The sequence below is a fragment of the Trinickia sp. Y13 genome, from assembly GCF_029522115.1.
Taxonomy (GTDB): Bacteria; Pseudomonadota; Gammaproteobacteria; order Burkholderiales; family Burkholderiaceae; genus Trinickia.
Genome location: NZ_JAKWFK010000001.1, coordinates 113,093 through 131,955, shown reverse-complemented (window position 1 = coordinate 131,955; position 18,863 = coordinate 113,093). Strand labels below are relative to the sequence as shown.

Below are 18,863 nucleotides of genomic sequence, written 5' to 3'. Positions count from 1 at the left end.
TCCGCCTCCGCCTCCGCCTCCGCCTCCGCCTCCGCATCGACATCGACATCGACATCGACATCGACATCGACGCCAAGCATCCCAGCCACATCGACCGCGGTACCTCATCCGGCGCCCCGGGGCTGCTCGTCGAGAGAAACCGTAGCGAACACTTGCACCCGTTGCATCGGCCCAACCTCGGCGTAGGACAGCACGTGCGCGTCGAAGAGGTCGTCGGCCAGCAGTTGCCGCAGCGGGCGACGCAGCGCCTGCGTCGTCAACAGAACGGGAACGATCCGCCTTTCCGCACACGCGCAGTTGAGCGTGCGGATACGTTCGACGAGCGCCTGCGTCGTGTCGTGGTCGACGACGAGCATGGGGCCGAGCGGCGCCTGCTGCAGCGCGGCGCCCAACTTTTCCTCCAATGGCCGCGCAAGCAGCAAAGCATGCAGAACCGCGTCGTGCGCGAACTCTTGGCATATCTGAGCGCCAAGCGCCGCGCGCACATGCTCGGCCAGCGCCGCGGTTTCTTTCTCGCGCGGCGCCCATATGACGAGCGTCTCGGCAATCTCGCGCACGTTGCGCAGCGAAACGCGCTCGACGACGAGCAGCTTCATGACTTCAGCGAATCGCGGCAGCGTCAATGCTTGAGACAGCTCCTTCGCCGTCGCCGGCATTTCCCTCTGCAGCCAATTGAACACGAGCTGCGCCTCGTGAATGCCGACGAACTGAGCGGCATGCCGGTGCAATAGCCGGCGCAGCAGCAGGGCGAAGTACTCGGCCGGCCCCAGCCGCAGCCCGTCCCCGGCAACCGTTTCCGGCAACCGCCCAGGCTCGAGCCATACGGCCCCGTCGACGAGCGGAAACGACTGCGACACGCCGCGCTCGCGTGCGAGCGTTTCGATGTCGTCGGTCACGTGCACGCACACTCGATCCCAATGAAGGCGTCCCGCGGCGACCACGACTTCGTGAATGGCGATTTCGTAGTCGCTCTCTGCTACCCGCGCAAGTTCGTCGATCTCGATGACCGGCACCGTCACGCCGTAGCGCAAGACGAGTTCGTTGCGCACTCGCCGGGCCGCCCGCATGAGCGCGGCTACACGCTCGGCGCCGGCATCCGTTTGCCGATGGGCGAGCGACACGACTAGCGGACGCATCGGTACGATTTGGCGCACGTCGGCATCGTCGGGAACGACACCGGGCACGGGCGCCGCCGCCGACGCCTCGGATCGGGCCTGCGCATGCTTGTCGCGGCGCAGCCGAAGCACGGCCGCCGCGAGCATCGCGCCGCCAAGGAGCAGAAAGACCGGCCAGGGCATGCCGGGCGCCGCCGCGAACATCGCCATCACCGCGGCCGCCGCCAACCACGCGGCCGGCGCGCCAGCCAGTTGGTCGGCGATCTGCCGGCCCACCGTCGCGCCCGCCGCGCCAGTCTCGCCGCTGCGTGTGACCAACAAAGCCGCCGCCAGCGCGATCAGAAGCGCGGGGATCTGCGCGATCAGCGCATTTCCGATCGTGAGAATCGAATAACGCGCCACGGCCTGCTCGAACGAAAGCCCGTGCTGCACGACGCCAAGTGCGATCCCCGCCGTGAGATTGATCGCGACGATGACGAGCCCGGCGATGGCATCGCCTTTGACGAATCGCATCGCCCCGTCCATCGCGCCATGCATCCGGCTTTCTCGCGCGAGGTCCAACCGCAGTTGTTGCGCCGTCTCGGGGCGGACGAAGCCCGCGCGAAGATCGGCGTCGATCGCCATCTGTCGCCCGGGTATCGCATCGAGCGTGAAACGCGCCGCCACTTCGGCCACGCGTTCCGCGCCTTTGGTTACGACCAGAAACTGCACGATGGCGATGATCGAAAAGACGATGATGCCGACCGCCAAATTGTCGCCAGCGACATAGCGGCCAAACGTGTCCACGATCTCGCCTGCGTCGGCGTGCAGCAGGATCGAGCGGCTGGCGCCGACCTCGATGCCGAGGCGAAACAGCGTGGTCAACAGCAGCACGACGGGAAAACTCGAAAAGCAGACGGCGCTCGGCAGATACAGCGCCAACGCAACCAGCAATACCGCAGCACCGATATTGACGCCGATCAACGCATCGATGACCACGACCGGCAACGGCAGCATCATCATCGCGACCACGAGCGCGACCAACAGCGCGGCAGCAACGTCGCCGCGCGCGCCCAACCAGGTCAGGCACCGCGTCAATTGCGCTTTTTCGGTCACATGCAAGCGCAGAATCGACAGCAAACGGAGCAACGGCAAAGCGGCGGTCATCGTGGTGCGTACAGAGAAGGAGCCGTTTCAGTAACGCCTGGCATGGCAACGGTTCCCATGCGAGCGCGGCAAAAGACGACGCGGCGCAGCGCTATATCCCGGTTGGGCAGCGAAAAGCGGGCAGCGCCTGCGATGCGATTGGATTGACCGCGCTGGTCGCCGACGCGTTGCGCGAAGGTCGCAACGGCGCCTTGCTCGTCCGCTGTCGCTCGCAGCACGCCGCCCCCCCCGACACATGCGCCTGCGCCGCGGGCGCAGCCGTTTTCCAATAGACGCCCCTTGCTTGCCGGGCGGACAAACGTTCGATATGGAGCACCGTCGTTGCTAGCGAGTGCGGGATCGCGCGTACGGGAAATCGTGTCGATTCGGCCATCTCGCCCAATATTTCTGCCAAGCGCGCGCGACGCCGATCGCTGCCTTGGTCAGCACCGTTCGGTGGCGCCGTCGCAGCGATCTGGGTTGGATCCATTGGCGAGGTCATCGCCGTCTCGCGAATCGACGGTATCTGCATCTCTGTCCTTCGTCTTAACGCGCGCATTCGCTGGTTCGGCAGCGAGTGCGGCTCGGAAGGCGACGAGCATCGCACGGGCTCGCGCGATCGCTCGCGCCGCCTGGATCGCATCCCCCCGGCGCAAGCCGCGCTCCAAGCGGGAAAGCGGATCGAGCGCGCGTTCATCGCCTATGAAAAAGGCCACCGTGCCCGTTAGCCGATGCAACGCCTCGGCCGCCGGTGCCCACTGTTTTCGTTCGAACGCGGCATCGAATGCCAGCTGCTGGCAGTCGAACTCGTCCAGCGCCACCGTCAGCAACAGGCGCAAGTCGCTTTCGCCGTACAACGCACGCAGCTCGGACAAGTCCAACGGCCACTGCGCCGACGCCTCGTGCGGCTCAGCTCCGCGCCCTGCCTGCTTTCGCATCTGCGCCCTCCATCCACTTCTCGAGCATCGCGGCAAGCTTGCTCCGCGTGATCGGCTTGGACAAATAGTCGTCCATTCCTGCCTCCCGGCATGCGCGCACATCATCCTGGGTCGCGTTCGCGCTTACGGCGACGATCGTCGTGCGGGCTCCGTCGGAGCCTTCGGCTTGCCGGATCGTGCGCGCGAGCGTGTAGCCGTCCATGCCCGGCATATGGCAGTCGAGCAGGATCAGCGCCGCACGCGTGCGCTGCCAACGGGCATAGCCCTCGATGCCATCGGCCGCCGCGTCGGCGCGAACCCCAAGCGCGCGAAGCTGCCGCACCATGATGTCTCGGTTGATGTCGTTGTCCTCGATCACGAGCACTTGTTGGCCGACGTTCGCCGGCGCGTGAGCGACGGGGAACGCGGGCGCACCGGCGCAATCGCCGGGATGCAATTCAATACCTCGCACGCCCGCCGTCGCGTGCGGCGCGCCGGCGCGCGTCGGCGTGGCATGGCCCAACGCCGCGAGGACGGCATCGCAGAGCTCGTCTATGCCGCGAACGATGCGAGGCGCACCGCGGCGCGAGGTAACAACGAGCGCCCCCATCGCATTGGCCGCGATCTCGAGATCGGCGTGTTTGCCCTGGCTCGTGCATCGAACGCCCATCTTCGTCAGAATGGCGCGCACCGAAACCGTCAGCGCCGGCACCGGCGTTCGCACGGCCGCGCGCGCGGGCGCGACGCACGGCCAGACGCGTGCGCCATCGCCCCATTCGATCGGCAATCGAACGCGCACGCGCGTGCCTTCGCCCACACGGCTGTCGATTTCGATCGAGCCGCCCATGAGATCGACGAGACGCTTGACGATCGACAACCCGAGGCCGGTGCCGCCATAGCGCCGCGTCGTCGTGGTGTCTTGTTGGGTGAACGGCGCGAACAAGCGGGCGCGGTACGCTTCGGAGATGCCCACGCCCGTATCGGCAACCGACAGCACGAGCCAGGCGCGGCCCCGGGCCACTTTTCGTCGCGCCTCGAGCAGCACGTAACCGCGATCGGTGAAGCGAAGTGCGTTGCTGAGCAAGTTCGTCACGATCTGGTTGATGCGCGCCTCGTCACCGAGGAGCCGCCGATCGAAGTGCGGCATCGCCGCCAGATAGACGGCCAGCCCCTTGCGCGCGGCCAGCGGCGCGTGCAGTTCGACAGCCGCGGCCGCGAGCGCATAGAGATCGAACGGCTCGGCGGCGAGGGCCAATGCCCCCTGCTCGATCTTCACGTAGTCGAGCGTGTCGTCGACCACGTGCAGCATCAGCCGCGCCGAATGTTGCGCGATGCTCAGGTAGCGGCGCGGCTCGGGCGCCAACGCCATCGTTTCGAGCAGATCGAGCACGCCGACGACGCCGTTCATCGGCGTGCGGATCTCATGGCTGATCATCGCGACGAACGCCGATTTCGCACGATCGGCCGCAAGCGCTTGCTCGCGCGCGGCGACAGCCTCGCCATGCGCCGCCAAGGCGGCCCCGCGAGCGGCGCGGGTGCGCCGGTAGGCCCACCCGAGCGTGGCAATGATGCCCAGCGCGATGGCTGCGCCGGCCGATGTGATCGCGATCACCGCATTCTTCTCATAGCCGAGCACGATCGTGAGCGGCCTCGCGCGGCTCGCGAGCCTTGCCAGCTCGCGCGGGCTGTAGGAAGTCAAATAACGATCGAGCATCTGCGCGAGCGCGCGGTGATGCTGCGTCGTGGCGAAGCCAATGCGTTCGACACCGGCTACGGTCGGATCGGAAAGCAACCGGCCGTGCGCATAGCGGTCGCCGAGCTCTTCGGCTGCGATCGTGTTGATCAGCGCGGCATCGGCGTTGCCCGCCAGCACCGCGCGCAATGCATCGGCAGCGTCGCTGCGCGGCACGAGCGTGGCTGCCTCGAGGCTTGGCGCGGCCGCCAATCGCCGCATGCGCCACGGAGTCGTCGCGATCCGGTTCGCGCTTGCATCGTCGCGTTCGGCGCGTACGAAAGACCATGGGAAGCTGTCGTAAGCACGCGTCGACGCGTAGCCCGATTCGGCCCCGGACGCCCCCAGCGGAAAAGACGAGATGAGATCGACGATGCCGTCGCGCAGCACTTGGTCCGGCTCGAGCTCCGGTTCGAGCGGCACTGGCTCGAAGCGCACGCCCGTCGTTTGCGCGAATTGCCGCAAAAGCGCCGCGCCAAGCCCTTGCCAGTGGCCCTGATCGTCGATGAAATCGTATGGCCGGCCGAGCCGCTGAACGCCGACGCGCACGACCGGATGCGAGCGTATCCACGCGCGCTCCGCATCGTTCAGCGCAAAGGCCGCGGGTTCCGAGGCGTGGCGCATCGCAGCCGGCAGCGGTTGGAATTCGAGCTCGGCGAGCGCCGACGCGGGAATCGCGGCCAAGCCATCCTCGATCAGCGCCGCCACGGGGGTGTCGGCGCGGCGCGACGCGAGACAAAGCGAGAGCGACAGCGGCATGGCGACCGGCACGAGCGCGCCGAGGCCCGACGCATTGACCGCTCCGACGTTCAGCGCATGCATCCCGACGAATGCATCGGCTTCGTGGCTCGCCACAGCCGACAGCGCTGCGTCGCGATCCGCCATCTCCAGCCATGCGACGCTGGCGAGCTTGGCCTTCAGCGTCGCCGCCCCGGGGCTGCCGGCCGTGATCGCGACGCGCCGACCGGCGAGGTCGCGCAGCGTCACGGGCACAGCGCGGCCCTGCGCCACGACGGCGCCGATGTGGGCATGGGCGTACGGCGGCGACAGAACACCGACGCGCCGCGGCGTCGGATCCTCGCATGCGACGGGAACGATATCGATCTCACCGTGCTCGAGCGCGGCCCATGCCTGCCCCACCGACGAAAACATGCGATAGACGAGGGAGATTCGATGACGATCCGCGATCGCGCGCAAGACGCTTGCGTTCAGGCCCTGCCGAACGCCCGCATGATCGACGTAATCGAGCGCGCTCATTTCGTCGCGAAAGGCGGCGACGCGCAGCTGTGCTCGCTCGCTCTTTCCGGCGTTCGCCGCGCTGGCGAGACAACTGGCCGCCAATGCACATGCGATGCCTCGAGCGAGCCCGCGCCATCGGCGAGCGCACGAAGCAGCGGTCCGCTCGAGTAGTAGCGCGCCCGTAACCATCGCCGTCTCGTGCGCACTCAATACCGAAATTTCTCTTTGAGAAAGAGCGCCAACCCGAGGTCGTCCGCGACGCGCAACTTGCGCATGGCGCTGCGCTTGTGCGTGCTCACCGTTTTCTTGCTGCGCATGAGCCGGGCTGCCGTTTGCGTGACGGAGAGCCCATCCGCGATGTGGCGCAAGATTTCGATCTCGGATGCCGACAGCTTGTCCTCGCGCGGACGCGGAACGCGCGCCTCGACCCTTCCCTGGCGCACCACGAAGAACTTGCGCGGCGCGGCCACGGCATAGCGGACGGTCTCGGCGATCAGCGGCAGCGAAGTCGTCTTTTCGACGAAGGCATTGGCGCCTGCGCGATGACAAACGCACTCGGTATCGGCAGCGCGCGCCGCGGACAACACGACAATGGCAACTGGAGGCGCTTCGGTCCGCAATCGCCTGACGAAGGTCGCGCCATCGAACCGATCGCCGGGAAGGTAGTAGTCGACGAGCGCAGCGTCGCATTCGCCCTGTTCGACGACCGCGAGTAGATCGTCGATGCACGAGACGTTCGCCATGAGCTGGAAGTCTGCTTGATCACGCAGATAGGTTGCGATGCCGAGTGCGACGATCGGGTGATCGTCTAGCACGGCGATACGAATTCGATGCCTGGGACGAGACAACAATAGGACTTGTCGGGGGGTCATGCGTTTTCATCCTCGCTATTGCCATTGCGACGTGAAAGGACCGCCGCTTTCATCTAATGAACCTCATTGCGCGGCGACGAAATAATGCACGAAGCTGATCGAATAATTGTCTCTACATTGACATTTCACAATTGAACCGAGAATTGCGACTTGTCTCCTGGAAAACTCTGAGTTAATTGTGGCGGGCCGCGATGCCGGCTACCGGCTACCGGTACTGGGCATGCGCCACGGCCGCGAGGCGGCGGAGACTCTTACGACGCCGCAATTCTAGCCGAATGGTATAGGCTCAACAATATTCTGCGACGGGTATTTTTTCCAAAAACGATGAAATCGATTTAATTATCTTCTTTCGGTCCTATAAATTCTCCGTCATTCACCACAACGACCGATTTCGTGCTTCAGACATCGGAAAGCGAAAATAGCCAATAGGAATTGTCGCGTTTTATGGTGGGCGGGCAGCGGCTATGCGGCTATGCGCGATTGGTTAATTTTGAGATAACGCTACGAACTGGCACTGACTGAATTCACCAGGAACGTCCTCATCTCTCGCGCGCACTTGACGTGCTGAGTAAACATCAAGTTTGCATTCCTGCGGTCCAACCTGTTTCGCCATCACCTGCACGGTTACCGTCGCAATCTTTTGTACAGTCGTTCGGCCGAGCTATTGTTGCTGCGCTACGCGGGGCTTGTGGCCGCATAGTCGTTCTGAGAAGTGCTGTCATGCATCAGTAGGGTCCAGGCGGTTCGGGCCATCTTGTCGGCGAGCGCGATAGCGGCGACATTGCGGGGGCGCGGCAGCGAAATCTGCTCGCACGATGGGCCTTTGTCCCTGGCTCTGCTCAGCACCACTCGCGCGCCGTGAATCAATAGCGTGCGAACGTAGCCGTCGCCTCGTTTACTGATACTGATCTTCCCCTGCTTGATCCGGAGCCAAGCGGAGCGGATCGCGGGCGGCGGATAGAACTTACGCTTGAGCCACTCGTCTAGACATATCTTCGTCGCCTGCTTTGTCGCAAGCTGTTTGCGCGATATTAGGGCTACGCGATGATGGCGCGATCGAGGTCGGCGTTGGGGCGCCCTCGACACCAAACCTGACGCGGCACAGCATCGCACCAATACATCCCCGCGCCCACGAAAATCCCATCATTTGGACGTCGCTGGACGTGCCGCCGCTCTCTCCCGGGCCGTAGTCGCTGCGTGTAGGCTTTCAGTCGACACATGACATGCGGAACCCATATGCGCGAGGACAAGCAACTGATCGTCGGCGCCTTCTACTGGGTCATCCGCGAGGTCGATCCGGAATCCGCCTGTCGGGACGAATGGGAGCCGGGCCAGGAATGGTTAGACGAGATCCAGCCCGCGCGCTTCAACGGCTGGAGCGCCTCGGGCGAGATGCTGTGGAATTTCATGGGCTTCGACGGCTCGTCGAACTGGCCGGTGCTGTGGATTGGGGAGGAGATCGAGGTGCCGATCCTGGCGGCGCGGCCAGCGGTGCTGCAGATGTGAAAAAGCCCGCGCGGGCGGGCTAATTCCTTGGGTCAAAATAGAACGCCATTGCAGCAGTCAACAGGCCTATTTCAGCAGGAAAGACGATGTGAAGATATTCCCAATGTTTCTCTGTTAAGCACACGCCGAACGCTCCAAGAACAAACGGGATGAATACCGTAAGTCCATTGATCAACAGTAAAGCGTAGACAATCCAAAGACGAGCCCATGCCTTCTCTTTGCCCGCCGGCTGCTTTGTCCTCGGGTCTTCGGGGCCCTGGACGGGACCGAGATCCTCTTCGGTATCGTTAGGCTCTTGCATATCTCAGGTCGTCACGAGCTGTTTCCGCTCGCCACCCTTCTCCAGCATCACATCCCATCCTTCCTGCTGTTGCCTGAGAATGAATCTATACGCGCCAAGCGATCGCCTGAGCGCCTCCGCTTTACTACCGCCGATGCGCTTCGCAACCTCGTCGAGAGCTTGATATGCCTCGGCGGAAAAGTCCACGGTCACCCTTGTTGTTTTGTTTTCCATGTTTCGTCCCCATTCGTCCGTTTTACAAACCGGCGCAAGGCTAACGTCGCCAATGATCGCTACCGGGCCAAGGGTGCTCACGTCTTTCCGGACCAGGCGTAACCGGGATAGTTTGGGGATCTTCAGGCGGATCTACTGTCCAGATCTCGCCTTCCCTCTGTTGATCCTGTTCGCCTTGACTTTCGGACCTGCCGGGCCAGCTCGACATGTTTGTCCCTCTCAATTTCGAGGCTAGATCGAGGATAAGGAGGCGTCAAGTAAAAATGCAGTACTTTTGCCGTAGGTCAAACATTAATTTGGGGTCAGCTATCAGAATAGCGTCGTCATTCGGCATACGATACCTCGTAAACCCCTCGGGGCTGCAAATTTTGCTTTGAGGTAAGGGGGTCACTTTAACGCATTGCCCGTGCCGACTCTGTCAGATAGTCCGCCCACCACTGCATCATGCGCCGCCGCTCCGGTAGGTACTGAGCGTGGTTATAGGCCGCCCGGACGTCGTTGCGCTCACTGTGCGCAAGCTGCCGCTCAATCCAGTCGGGCTCGAAGCCGTTTTCGTTGAGAATCGTCGACGCGAGCCCGCGGAAGCCGTGGCCCGTCATCCGTGAGTGGTAGCCCATGCGGTATAACGCGAATAGCACCGTGTTCTCGCTGATCGGTTTCTGCGTGTTTGACTGGCTCGGGAAAACCCACTTCCACCGCCCATTGAGCTCTCTGAGCTGACGAATCACCTCGAGCGCCTGCGTCGACAGCGGCACGATATGCGGGCTCGGCATCTTCATCCGCTCCGCGGGGATCCTCCATTCGGCCTTCGCCTCGTCGAACTCCGACCATTCGGCAAACCGCATCTCGCCGGTCCGCACGAACGTCAGCGCCATGAATTGGAGCGCCAGGCGGGTTTGGAATTCGCCATCGTACGCCGCGATCTTGCGCATCAGCTCGGGCAATTCGGCCTCGGAAATGCGCGCCATGTGCTTGACCTTCCGGGTCTTCAGGGCGCCCCTGAGATCCGGCGTCGGATCGCGTTCGCAGCGGCCAGTTGCCACACCAAAGCGGAACACCTGCCCGGCGAGTTGCATCGATTTCTTCGACATTTCGAAGGCGCCGCGTGCCTCAATCTTCCGGAGCACGGCGAGCAACTCGGGAGGCGTAATCTCCGCGATCGGCCGCGCGCCAAGCGCCGGAAATAGCTCTTTCTCGATCAGCGCAATCACGCCGTCGGCATAGCTCGACTTCCACGTCTGACATTTCGCCTCGTGCCACTCGCGCGCGATCGCCTCGAAGGAATTCTTGCGGCGTAGCCCCGCCTCGAGCTTCACACGGCGCTTCTCATGGGAAGGGTCCAGGCCGGCGCGGATCTGGTCCTTGATAGCCTCACGCGCCTTGCGCGCAGCCAGCAGCGACACGGTCGGGTAGACGCCGATGGCGTGCACCCTCTCCTTGCCGTCGACGCGGTACTTCAGCCGCCAGTATTTGGCGCCGCTCGGCGTGACGTGGAGATACATGCCTTCGCTGTCAGCCAGCTTGTAAGCCTTCTCGCGAGGCTTCGCGGCACGCACCGCGGCATCAGTCAGGGGCATCGGAAACAGGGGGTATCTTGGTACCCCATTCGGTCAAAAAGTACCCCGAAAAGTACCCCCGTGGATTGTGGGTGTCAATGGGAAAACTTTGGCAACGATGGGAAGTGAACTGGCCGCAAGCCCTTGACTGGCTTGGGATTTTGGTAGACGATGGGAAACGTTAGGAGCAATTTTGGCCCCCCCACGAGGAATCGAACCTCGATTTCAGGTTTAGAAGACCCGTGTTCTATCCGTTGAACTATGGGGAGGCAAACGGTGATTGTACGACGCCCCGACCACAGCGGGCCGGGGGCGCAAATTATACTCGATCGGGTCAAGCGCAGCCGGAAGAGGGCCTCAAACCGGCTGGCCGCGCGTGACGAACCAGAAGAAGCAAGCCAGCCCCGCTAGCACGCAATAGATCCCGAACGACGCCAAGCGGCCTCGCCCCTCGAAATAGCGCATCAAGAAACGCACGCTCAGGTAAGCGGCAATCGCTGTCAACACGCCGCCCAGGAGCGCGTCCGCGAGTTGCCCCGGCGCATGAAACAACTTGGGCACCTCCAGCAACCCAGCCGCGAAAATAATCGGCGTGCCGAGCAAAAAGGCGAATTCCGCCGCGCTTTCCGCCGTCAGCCCTGCCGCGTTCCCGGCAATCATCGTCAACCCGCTGCGCGAGAAGCCGGGAATCAAAGCGCCGACTTGCGCCAACCCAACCAGAAACGCCTGCTTGAAGCTCAGGCTCTCCGGCGGGCGGTGCGCGCGCGCGCGCTGCAAGCGATCGCCGAACCACAGCAGCAGCCCGTTCACCACGAGCGCCAGCGCAACGATGCGCAAATCATGAAAAATCCGCTCCAGCCGCTTTTCCAGCAAAAGCCCGACGAGCCCCGCCGGAATCGTGCCGATAATGAGCGCCCACATCATATGGCCCTCTTCACTGCGCCGTCCCGCGAGAGAGCCGAACCAGCCCCCGATCAGCTCGATCCAGCGCTTGCGGAAATACCAGAGCAACGCGAACGCCGTCCCTAGGTGCAGCGCAACCAGAAACGGGATCAGCTGCGGCGCATGCTTGTCGATATGCATCCCGAGCAACGCAGGCGCGAGCAACGTATGTCCCAGGCTGCTGACGGGGAATAGTTCCGTGACGCCCTGTAGGACGCTTAGAAAAATCAAAAACCAAAGGCTCACGCGTCGATCCTTTCTTTCTTCAACTTGCGGGTTACGGGAAATATTTCAGTCGCCAGCGTCCACGCCGACAGCCGATCGGGTCCGATTATGCCTAGTGCAGCCGGTAGAGCCAAGCCGACAAAACATTTTTTTCAGTCCAAATATCGAGCAAAAACGTCATAGGTCAGTCATAATCGACGTCGATAATCGTTGCGACGTAAACGTTTCCAGGCCCAGCACTACCGGACTGCACAGAAAGATGAAACACACGATCAAGGACGTGGCCGCCTACGCCGGCTTTTCCATCGCGACGGTCTCGCGCGCGATCAATGCACCGCATACGGTGAACCGCGTGACGCTCGCGAAGATCCGAGAGGCGATCGAAGCGCTGCAGTTCAGCCCGAGCCCGCTCGGCAGGCAGTTGCGCGGGGAGCGCACGCGCCTGATCGGCATCGTCCTGCCGACGCTCGCCAATCCCGTCTTCGCCGAATGCCTGCAGGGAATCGACGAACTCGCGTCGGCCCAAGGCTATCGCCTGATGCTAATGACCACCCAGTACGACGCCGCGCGCGAGCGCCATGCGATCGAAACGCTGCTGGCTCAGCGCGTCGAGGGCCTGATCCTGACCGTCGCCGACGCGGACACGCATCCGCTGCTCGACGAACTCGATCGCGACGGCAAGCTCTACGTGCTGATGCACAACGATACGGTGCGGCGTCCGTCGGTGTCGGTCGATAACCGGCGGGCCGCCTACGACGGCGTGCGCATGCTGATCGAGCACGGCCATGAACGGGTGATGATGCTGGCCGGCACGCTCGCCGAGTCCGATCGCGCGCGGCTGCGCTATAAGGGCTATGCCGAAGCGATGCGCCAAGCCGGGTGCACGCCGGCCCCCGCGCTGGAAGTCGATTTCAACGCCGACGAACTCGCGCCGTCCGTGCTCGCGCACTTGACCTGCGGCGCGGCACGTCCCACCGCGCTGTTCTGCAGCAACGATCTGCTCGCGATGGTCGTCATGCGCGGCTTGCGCCGAGCCCGATACAGCGTGCCCGAAGACATGTCCATTCTCGGCTTCGACGGCCTCGCGATGGGCGAATTGCTCTCGCCTACGCTCGCGAGCATCAGCACCCCCAACCGCGAAATCGGCTGCGCCGCCTGGCGGCGCCTGATGGCGCGCATCCAGGGGGCCGACGACGGCGAATCGCTTTCTCTCACGCTGCCTCACACGCTGCGCCAAGGTGCGACCATCGGCGCGCTCACCGGCGCGCAGGGCCCTTCGCTGCCCATTCACCCGGTCGCGTAAGCGGCGTGCGGTCGCCTGTTTCCCGCGCTGGCCCGCCACGGGCCGGCGCAGCATTGCCACGACGTCCCAATCAATCGCTTTCCCGTCCCGTAAGGAGACCTCAAGTGACACGTCGCTCATTCCAGCTTCGCGCCCGCCTAGCTCGGCTCGGTTACGTCGCCGCCGCGCTCGTTGCATTCGCGGGGCCGCTCGCACCCGCAGCCCACGCCCAACAATCCGCCATTTGCTACAACTGCCCGCCCGAATGGGCCGATTGGGCAAGCGAGCTGAAGGCGATTCAAGCCGCCACCGGCATTCACGTGCCCTCGGACAACAAGAATTCGGGCCAAGCGATCGCCCAACTGATCGCGGAACGGAAGAGTCCCGTCGCCGATGTCGTTTATCTCGGCGTGTCGTCGGCGTTCCAAGCCAAGGACAAGGGCGTCGTGCAACCCTATAAGCCGGCGCATTGGAACGACATTCCCGCCGGCCTCAAGGATCCGCAAGGGTACTGGTTTGCGATTCACTCGGGCACGCTCGGCTTCTTCGTGAACAAGGACGCGCTGGAAGGCAAGCCCGTGCCCAAGTCGTGGGCCGATTTGCTCAAGCCCGAGTACAAAGGAATGATCGGATACCTCGATCCGTCCAGCGCGTTCGTCGGCTATGCCGGCGCGGTGGCCGTCAACGAGGCGCTCGGCGGTTCGTTCGACAATTTCCAGCCGGCCCTCGACTGGTTCAAGAAGCTCAAAGCCAATGCGCCGATCGTGCCCAAGCAGACCGCCTATGCGCGCGTGCTGTCCGGCGAAATTCCAATTTTGCTCGACTACGATTTCGACGCCTACCGCGCGAAATACAAAGACAAGGCCAACGTCGAGTTCGTGATTCCGACCGAAGGGACGATTTCGGTGCCGTACGTCATGAGCCTCGTCAAGGGCGCGCCGCACGAGGCGAACGGCAAGAAAGTGCTCGACTTCGTGCTGTCCGACGAGGGCCAGAAGATCTGGGCGAATGCCTACTTGCGGCCCGTGCGCGCCAGCGCGATGAGCAAAGAAGCGGCCGCCAAGTTCCTGCCGGCGAGCGAGTACGCGCGCGCCAAGCCCGTCGATTTCGGCAAGATGGCCGATAAGCAGCAAGCGTTCGGTCAACAATATTTGCAAGTCATGCACTAACGCACGCGGGCAGTCTCCGGGTTGCGCGGGCGCGCGGCAAGACCCACGCGCCCGCCGTTTCTCCGAGGCCGCTTTTCTTCGTTACGAGCGGTCGTCACCATGCACGACATCACCTTTCCGCTGCGCTGGCGCATCGTCTTGATCGCGCCCGCGCTCGCCGTTTTCATCGCCTTTTGGCTGCTGCCGATGGGCGTGCTCGTTCACGTAAGCGCCAACGGTCACGCCTTCGCGACTTATCGCGCGCTGCTGACCAATGCGCGTTACATGGACAGTCTCGTCGCGACCGTCGCGCTGTCGGCCTCGGTCACCTTCGCCACGCTCGTGCTGTCGGTCATTTCGGGCCTGCTGCTCGCGCGACGCGAGTTCCCCGGCAAACGCGCGCTCGTCGCACTGTTGACGTTCCCGCTCGCGTTTCCGGGCGTCGTCGTCGGCTTCATGGTCATCATGCTGGCCGGACGGCAAGGGCTCATCGGCGCGCTCACGCAAAAGCTGACCGGCGACAGGTGGGTGTTCGCCTACTCCATGACGGGCTTGTTTCTCGGGTATCTGTACTTCTCGATCCCGCGCGTGATCGTGACCGTCATGGCGTCGGCCTCCAAGCTCGATCGCTCGCTCGAAGAAGCCGCCCGATCCCTCGGCGCCTCGTCCTGGCAAATCATGCGCGATGTGATCCTGCCCGGGCTCGCCCCCGGGCTCGTCGCGGCCGGCGCGATTTGCTTCGCCACCGCCATGGGCGCATTCGGCACCGCATTCACGCTCGCCACCGACATCGACGTGTTGCCGATGACGATCTACACCGAATTCACGTTGAATGCGAACATGATCACGGCCGCGGGATTGTCGGTGATCCTCGGCATCGTCACCTGGCTCGTGCTCGCGCTAGCGCGCAGTGCGACGGGCTCGGCCGTCGCGGCCACGGCATGAGGCGAGGTTCGCAATGAAGCTATCGGCCGAACCCGCCCGCATCGATCGCAGCGCTGCAGCGGCACTGGCCACGCGCCTCGCGCCGCGCCGCTTCCTCGCCTTCGGCCAGTGGCTCGTCACGTTCGCGCTGTGCGCCTTCCTCGTCGTGCCCGTCGTCATGTCCGTGCTGGCCGGGCTCACCGTCAATTATTTTCGCGGCGTCTCGAGCGGCCTCACACTGCGGTGGCTCGAGCAGGTCTGGTCGCAGTATCACGGGTCGGTGCTGCTCTCGTTCGAAGTCGCCGCCGCCACGCTCGCGATCACGCTCGTCACCGGCGTGCCCGCCGCTTATGCCCTCGCACGCAGCAAGACTCGCCTTGCCCGCGTCGTCGAAGAATTGCTCGTGCTGCCGATAGCGCTGCCCGGGCTCGCGTCGGCGCTCGCGCTGATCGTCGTCTACGGGGGCTTCACCGCATTTCGAATGAGCATTGCGTTCATCGTCGTCGGCCATGTCGTGTTCACGCTGCCGTTTATGGTGCGCGCCGTCGCGGCAGTCGCAGCCAGCGCCGATCTGCGCACGCTCGAAGAAGGCGCGGCCAGCCTGGGCGCCACCTTCGTTCAGCGTTTTTTCACCGTCGTGCTGCCCAATTTGCAGCCGGGCATCGTCGCGGGCGCGCTCGCCGTCGTCACTTTGTCGATCGGCGAATTCAACCTGACCTGGATGCTGCACACGCCCGAAACGAAGACGCTGCCGGTTGGGCTTGCCGATACGTACGCATCGTTGCGAATCGAAGTGGGCAGCGCCTATACGATTCTGTTCTTCGCGATGACGATGCCGTTGCTCGTCGCAATGCAGCGCCTTGGCGGTCAAGGCGAGATCATGCGCGGGGCGGACGCCGCGCACCGCGGCAAGAACCAGACGGAATAATTTCTCGACCCATTCGCTCCAATGAAATTCACTCCGGTTCCCATCGCACTCGCCCAGTGCTCGAAGACCTTCCACGGCACCCGAGTGCTCGAGCCCATCGATCTGACGATCGGCGCCGGCGAAACACTCGTCTTGCTCGGGCCCTCCGGGTGCGGCAAAACGACGACGCTGCGCATCGTCGCAGGCCTCGAGACACCCGATGCCGGCGGCGCAGTATTCTTCGGCGGTGACGACGTCACGCGCTTGCCGATCGAGCGGCGGCAAGTGGGCATGGTGTTTCAAAGCTATGCGTTGTTTCCCAATTTGACCGTGCGCGGCAATGTCGGCTACGGGTTGAAGATCGCCAAGACCGAGCCGGCGCTCGTGCGCAAACGCGTGGACGAGCTACTCGCGATGATGCGACTCGAAGCGCACGCGGACAAAGCGATCCATCAGCTATCCGGCGGCCAGCGGCAACGCGTGGCGCTCGCTCGCGCGCTCGCGCGCGAACCGCGCGTGTTGCTGCTCGACGAACCGCTGACCGCACTCGACGCGCGGCTGCGCGACACGCTGCGGCGCGACATGAACACGCTGCTGCGCGGGCTGGGCATCACGACGGTCTACGTGACGCACGACCAAGCCGAAGCGATGGAGCTGGGCGATCGAATCGTCGTGATGAGCGCGGGCCGTATCGAGCAGATCGGCACGCCACGCGAGATCTACTACCGGCCAGCGAACCGCGCCGTCGCGCAATTCGTCGGCACGATCAACCGGCTCGCGGGACAATGGCAAGAGAACGCGCTCGCCACGGCAGGAGGATGCATCCACACGCCTGAGGGGTTCGCGCACGACGGCCCGCCCGAGTTGTTCTTCCGCCCAGAGGATGCACGGCTAGTCGCGCCCGAGCGCGCCTCGCTGCGCGGCGTGGTCGAAACGGTTTCGTTTTTGGGCGAGCGCACCCGCGTGACGGTGACGGGGGCAGCCCCCGAAGCGCTCGTCATCGACGTGGCGGGACGCAGTCAATGGGCGCCCGGCTCGGCAGTCGGCATCGAGATCGCGGCGGAGGGTCTAATCGCACTGCCGTAAAGAAACGCGGTGCCGCTGCGCAAAAAATAGGAGGAACCCCACATGCTGCTCGCCCAAATCAGCGATTTGCACATCAAACGCCCCGGTGCGCTGGCGTATCGCCGTGTCGACACATCGGCCTATCTGCAACGCTGCGTCGCACGCTTGAACGCGATGGAGCCCCGACCGGACGCCGTGGTCGTGACGGGAGATCTCGTCGATTTAGGCAGCCTAGTGGAGTACGAGGCGCTCAAAAGGCTACTGGCCCCGCTCACCATGCCGGTCTATTTGCTCGTCGGCAATCACGACGATCGGGCTGCGCTGCGCGAAGTGTTCGACGGACATGCCTACCTGCGCGGCGAGGGCGAATTCGTCCAATACGCGGTGGACGTCGGCGCACTGCGTCTCATCGCGCTCGATTCGCAAACGCCGCGGCAAAGCGGCGGGCAGTTGTGCGACGCGCGTCTCGCTTGGCTCGAAGCGCAACTGACCGCTTGCGCAGGCAAACCGGTCGTCGTCGCGCTGCATCATCCGCCATTCGTGTGCGGCATCGGCCATATGGATCGTCAGCGGCTCGAGCCCGAATCCGCGCGGCGGCTGGCCGAGGTCATCGGCCGCTTCCCGAACGTCGAACGCGTGATCTGCGGCCACGTGCACCGGCCGATTTTCACGCGTTTCGCGGGCACCATCGCGTCGGCCGTGCCCGCTCCCGCGCATCAGGTCGCGCTCGATCTGCGGCCCAATGCGCCCTCGGCGTTCCGGCTCGAGCCCCCCGCCTTCGCTGTGCATCAGTACGCGGCCGACACGGGTGTCGTCACGCACCACGCTTACGTCGACGAAGGCGAAGGGCCCTATCCTTTCCACGAAACGGACGGCACGCTCATCGATTGAGCCGCGCGTCAGTGGCCTGTCAGCGCATTGGACAATTCGAGCGCCGGTTGCGTCGTGTTGCCGCCTTGCGCGACCAGCAAGTGGATCTGCCCCGGTTGCAAGGCGCTCGCCACGCCGCCCGCGGGAACGACCGAGATCAGCCAGTCGGCGTTGTTGTCGAGGTTAAATTGTGCCGATTCGTAGATCGGCGTCGCGGTGCCCGCCGGCGTCACGATCGCCATATAGCTGCCACCCGAAAGATAGAGCGAATCTTGCCCCGAGGCCGGTACCGCATTGCCGTACGAGATGCCTGCCATCGTCGGGCTCCTGCCGGACAGGCTCGTCGTGCCGGGAGGCACGATGTAGAGGTCGACGTCGCTCGCATTCGGCGCGGCGTTGAACGCGCGCACACGCGCATCGTTGGACAGCAGGCCCTTGTCGAAGGGATCGTCGATCAAGCCTATGCCGTAGCCGTTGCTGGCCGTGATGCTCGGCAACGCGATGACGGTGTACTCATGCCCGCTCGCGACATTCGGAAACGTTCCGCTTGCCAGCGCCGAGCTCGCGCTCGTGCCGGTTAGGCCATAGCCGACCGACGTGCTACCCGTGTTGATGTTGGCGAAATTGGTCACGCCTTTGTACGGGACGTTCGTTTGCCCCGACAAAGTCGAACCGTTGACGAAGAGGTCGAGGTTCGGCGCCGCGGACCCGTTCGGTGCGATCGGCACCGCGTTGACGAAATGAATCTCGGGGTTCTGCAGGCCCACTTCCTTGCCCACGTCGCCCGAGCCGCCGCAAGCGGCCAATAGCAACGCAGCGCTCGCGCACGCAGCGAATTGACGAACTGTTTTCATCACGACCTCCCATCCAAACCTCTGATAAATACGAGCTGCGAGACTCGCGCTCGCGCCTTTCGGGGAGCAA

At 63.9% G+C, this 18,863-nt stretch carries 16 protein-coding genes, 1 tRNA gene and 1 pseudogene; 7 read left to right on the top strand and 11 right to left on the bottom strand.

The genetic code is table 11. From position 1 onward, the window contains the following. Positions 1-104: 104 nt before the first annotated feature. The 5 genes and pseudogenes from MMB74_RS00530 to MMB74_RS00510 all read right to left on the bottom strand — a co-directional run. The gene (locus MMB74_RS00530) at positions 105-2,261 is read right to left on the bottom strand and encodes a flagellar biosynthesis protein FlhA (RefSeq protein WP_277426639.1); all 2,157 of its coding nucleotides are present in this window, start codon (positions 2,259-2,261) and stop codon (positions 105-107) included. A 422-nt stretch (positions 2,262-2,683) separates the two neighbouring features. Beyond that, positions 2,684-3,178, bottom strand: coding sequence for a hypothetical protein (locus MMB74_RS00525; RefSeq protein WP_277426638.1), 495 nt, complete (start codon positions 3,176-3,178; stop codon positions 2,684-2,686). Then, positions 3,150-6,146, bottom strand: a complete 2,997-nt coding sequence (locus MMB74_RS00520) for a transporter substrate-binding domain-containing protein (protein WP_277426637.1) — start codon at positions 6,144-6,146, stop codon at positions 3,150-3,152. Before MMB74_RS00520 ends, MMB74_RS00525 begins: the two co-directional genes overlap by 29 nt. 188 nt (positions 6,147-6,334) lie before the next feature. Further along, a complete protein-coding gene (locus tag MMB74_RS00515; RefSeq protein ID WP_277426636.1) occupies positions 6,335-7,000 on the bottom strand; it encodes a response regulator transcription factor in 666 nt (221 codons plus the stop codon). Positions 7,001-7,675: 675 nt separating this feature from the next. After that, positions 7,676-7,915: pseudogene (locus MMB74_RS00510) on the bottom strand (IS110 family transposase); the annotation flags it as partial. 321 nt (positions 7,916-8,236) lie between these two features. Between MMB74_RS00510 and MMB74_RS00505 the strand changes: the two are divergent. Continuing rightward, the gene (locus MMB74_RS00505; protein WP_277426635.1) at positions 8,237-8,506 is read left to right on the top strand and encodes a hypothetical protein; all 270 of its coding nucleotides are present in this window, start codon (positions 8,237-8,239) and stop codon (positions 8,504-8,506) included. Positions 8,507-8,525: 19 nt separating this feature from the next. Here MMB74_RS00505 and MMB74_RS00500 read toward each other — a convergent pair whose 3' ends face one another. The 5 genes from MMB74_RS00500 to MMB74_RS00480 all read right to left on the bottom strand — a co-directional run bounded on the left by MMB74_RS00500 (position 8,526) and on the right by MMB74_RS00480 (position 11,764). Further along, positions 8,526-8,807 carry a hypothetical protein gene (locus tag MMB74_RS00500; protein ID WP_277426634.1) on the bottom strand — a complete coding sequence of 94 codons (282 nt, stop codon included), beginning with the start codon at positions 8,805-8,807 and terminating at the stop codon, positions 8,526-8,528. A 3-nt stretch (positions 8,808-8,810) separates the two neighbouring features. Beyond that, a complete protein-coding gene (locus MMB74_RS00495) occupies positions 8,811-9,020 on the bottom strand; it encodes a hypothetical protein (protein ID WP_277426633.1) in 210 nt (69 codons plus the stop codon). Between the two features lie 392 nt (positions 9,021-9,412). Then, complete coding sequence (locus MMB74_RS00490) at positions 9,413-10,597, bottom strand: integrase arm-type DNA-binding domain-containing protein (protein ID WP_277426632.1); 1,185 nt, start codon at positions 10,595-10,597, stop codon at positions 9,413-9,415. A 173-nt stretch (positions 10,598-10,770) separates the two neighbouring features. Further along, positions 10,771-10,845: transfer RNA gene (locus MMB74_RS00485), tRNA-Arg, on the bottom strand. A gap of 88 nt (positions 10,846-10,933) precedes the next feature. Then, on the bottom strand, positions 10,934-11,764 hold the full coding sequence (locus MMB74_RS00480; protein WP_277426631.1) for an undecaprenyl-diphosphate phosphatase: 831 nt from the start codon (positions 11,762-11,764) through the stop codon (positions 10,934-10,936). A 238-nt stretch (positions 11,765-12,002) separates the two neighbouring features. Between MMB74_RS00480 and MMB74_RS00475 the strand changes: the two genes are divergently transcribed. From MMB74_RS00475 to MMB74_RS00445, 6 genes are all read left to right on the top strand, one after another. Then, positions 12,003-13,046 carry a substrate-binding domain-containing protein gene (locus MMB74_RS00475; protein WP_277426630.1) on the top strand — a complete coding sequence of 348 codons (1,044 nt, stop codon included), beginning with the start codon at positions 12,003-12,005 and terminating at the stop codon, positions 13,044-13,046. Positions 13,047-13,150: 104 nt separating this feature from the next. Further along, positions 13,151-14,194 carry an ABC transporter substrate-binding protein gene (locus MMB74_RS00470; RefSeq protein WP_277426629.1) on the top strand — a complete coding sequence of 348 codons (1,044 nt, stop codon included), beginning with the start codon at positions 13,151-13,153 and terminating at the stop codon, positions 14,192-14,194. Positions 14,195-14,293: 99 nt separating this feature from the next. Further along, the gene (locus MMB74_RS00465) at positions 14,294-15,118 is read left to right on the top strand and encodes an ABC transporter permease (RefSeq protein ID WP_277426628.1); all 825 of its coding nucleotides are present in this window, start codon (positions 14,294-14,296) and stop codon (positions 15,116-15,118) included. A gap of 13 nt (positions 15,119-15,131) precedes the next feature. Further along, positions 15,132-16,025, top strand: a complete 894-nt coding sequence (locus tag MMB74_RS00460) for an ABC transporter permease subunit (protein ID WP_277426627.1) — start codon at positions 15,132-15,134, stop codon at positions 16,023-16,025. A 21-nt stretch (positions 16,026-16,046) separates the two neighbouring features. Further along, positions 16,047-17,090: an ABC transporter ATP-binding protein gene (locus tag MMB74_RS27390; protein ID WP_346780656.1), complete on the top strand. Its 1,044-nt coding sequence runs from the start codon at positions 16,047-16,049 to the stop codon at positions 17,088-17,090. A gap of 42 nt (positions 17,091-17,132) precedes the next feature. Next, entirely contained in the window at positions 17,133-17,960 is an 828-nt protein-coding gene (locus MMB74_RS00445; RefSeq protein WP_277426626.1) for a phosphodiesterase, read from the top strand. Positions 17,961-17,968: 8 nt separating this feature from the next. Here MMB74_RS00445 and MMB74_RS00440 read toward each other — a convergent pair whose 3' ends face one another. Beyond that, complete coding sequence (locus tag MMB74_RS00440; RefSeq protein ID WP_277426625.1) at positions 17,969-18,793, bottom strand: DUF4397 domain-containing protein; 825 nt, start codon at positions 18,791-18,793, stop codon at positions 17,969-17,971. Positions 18,794-18,863 lie beyond the last annotated feature (70 nt).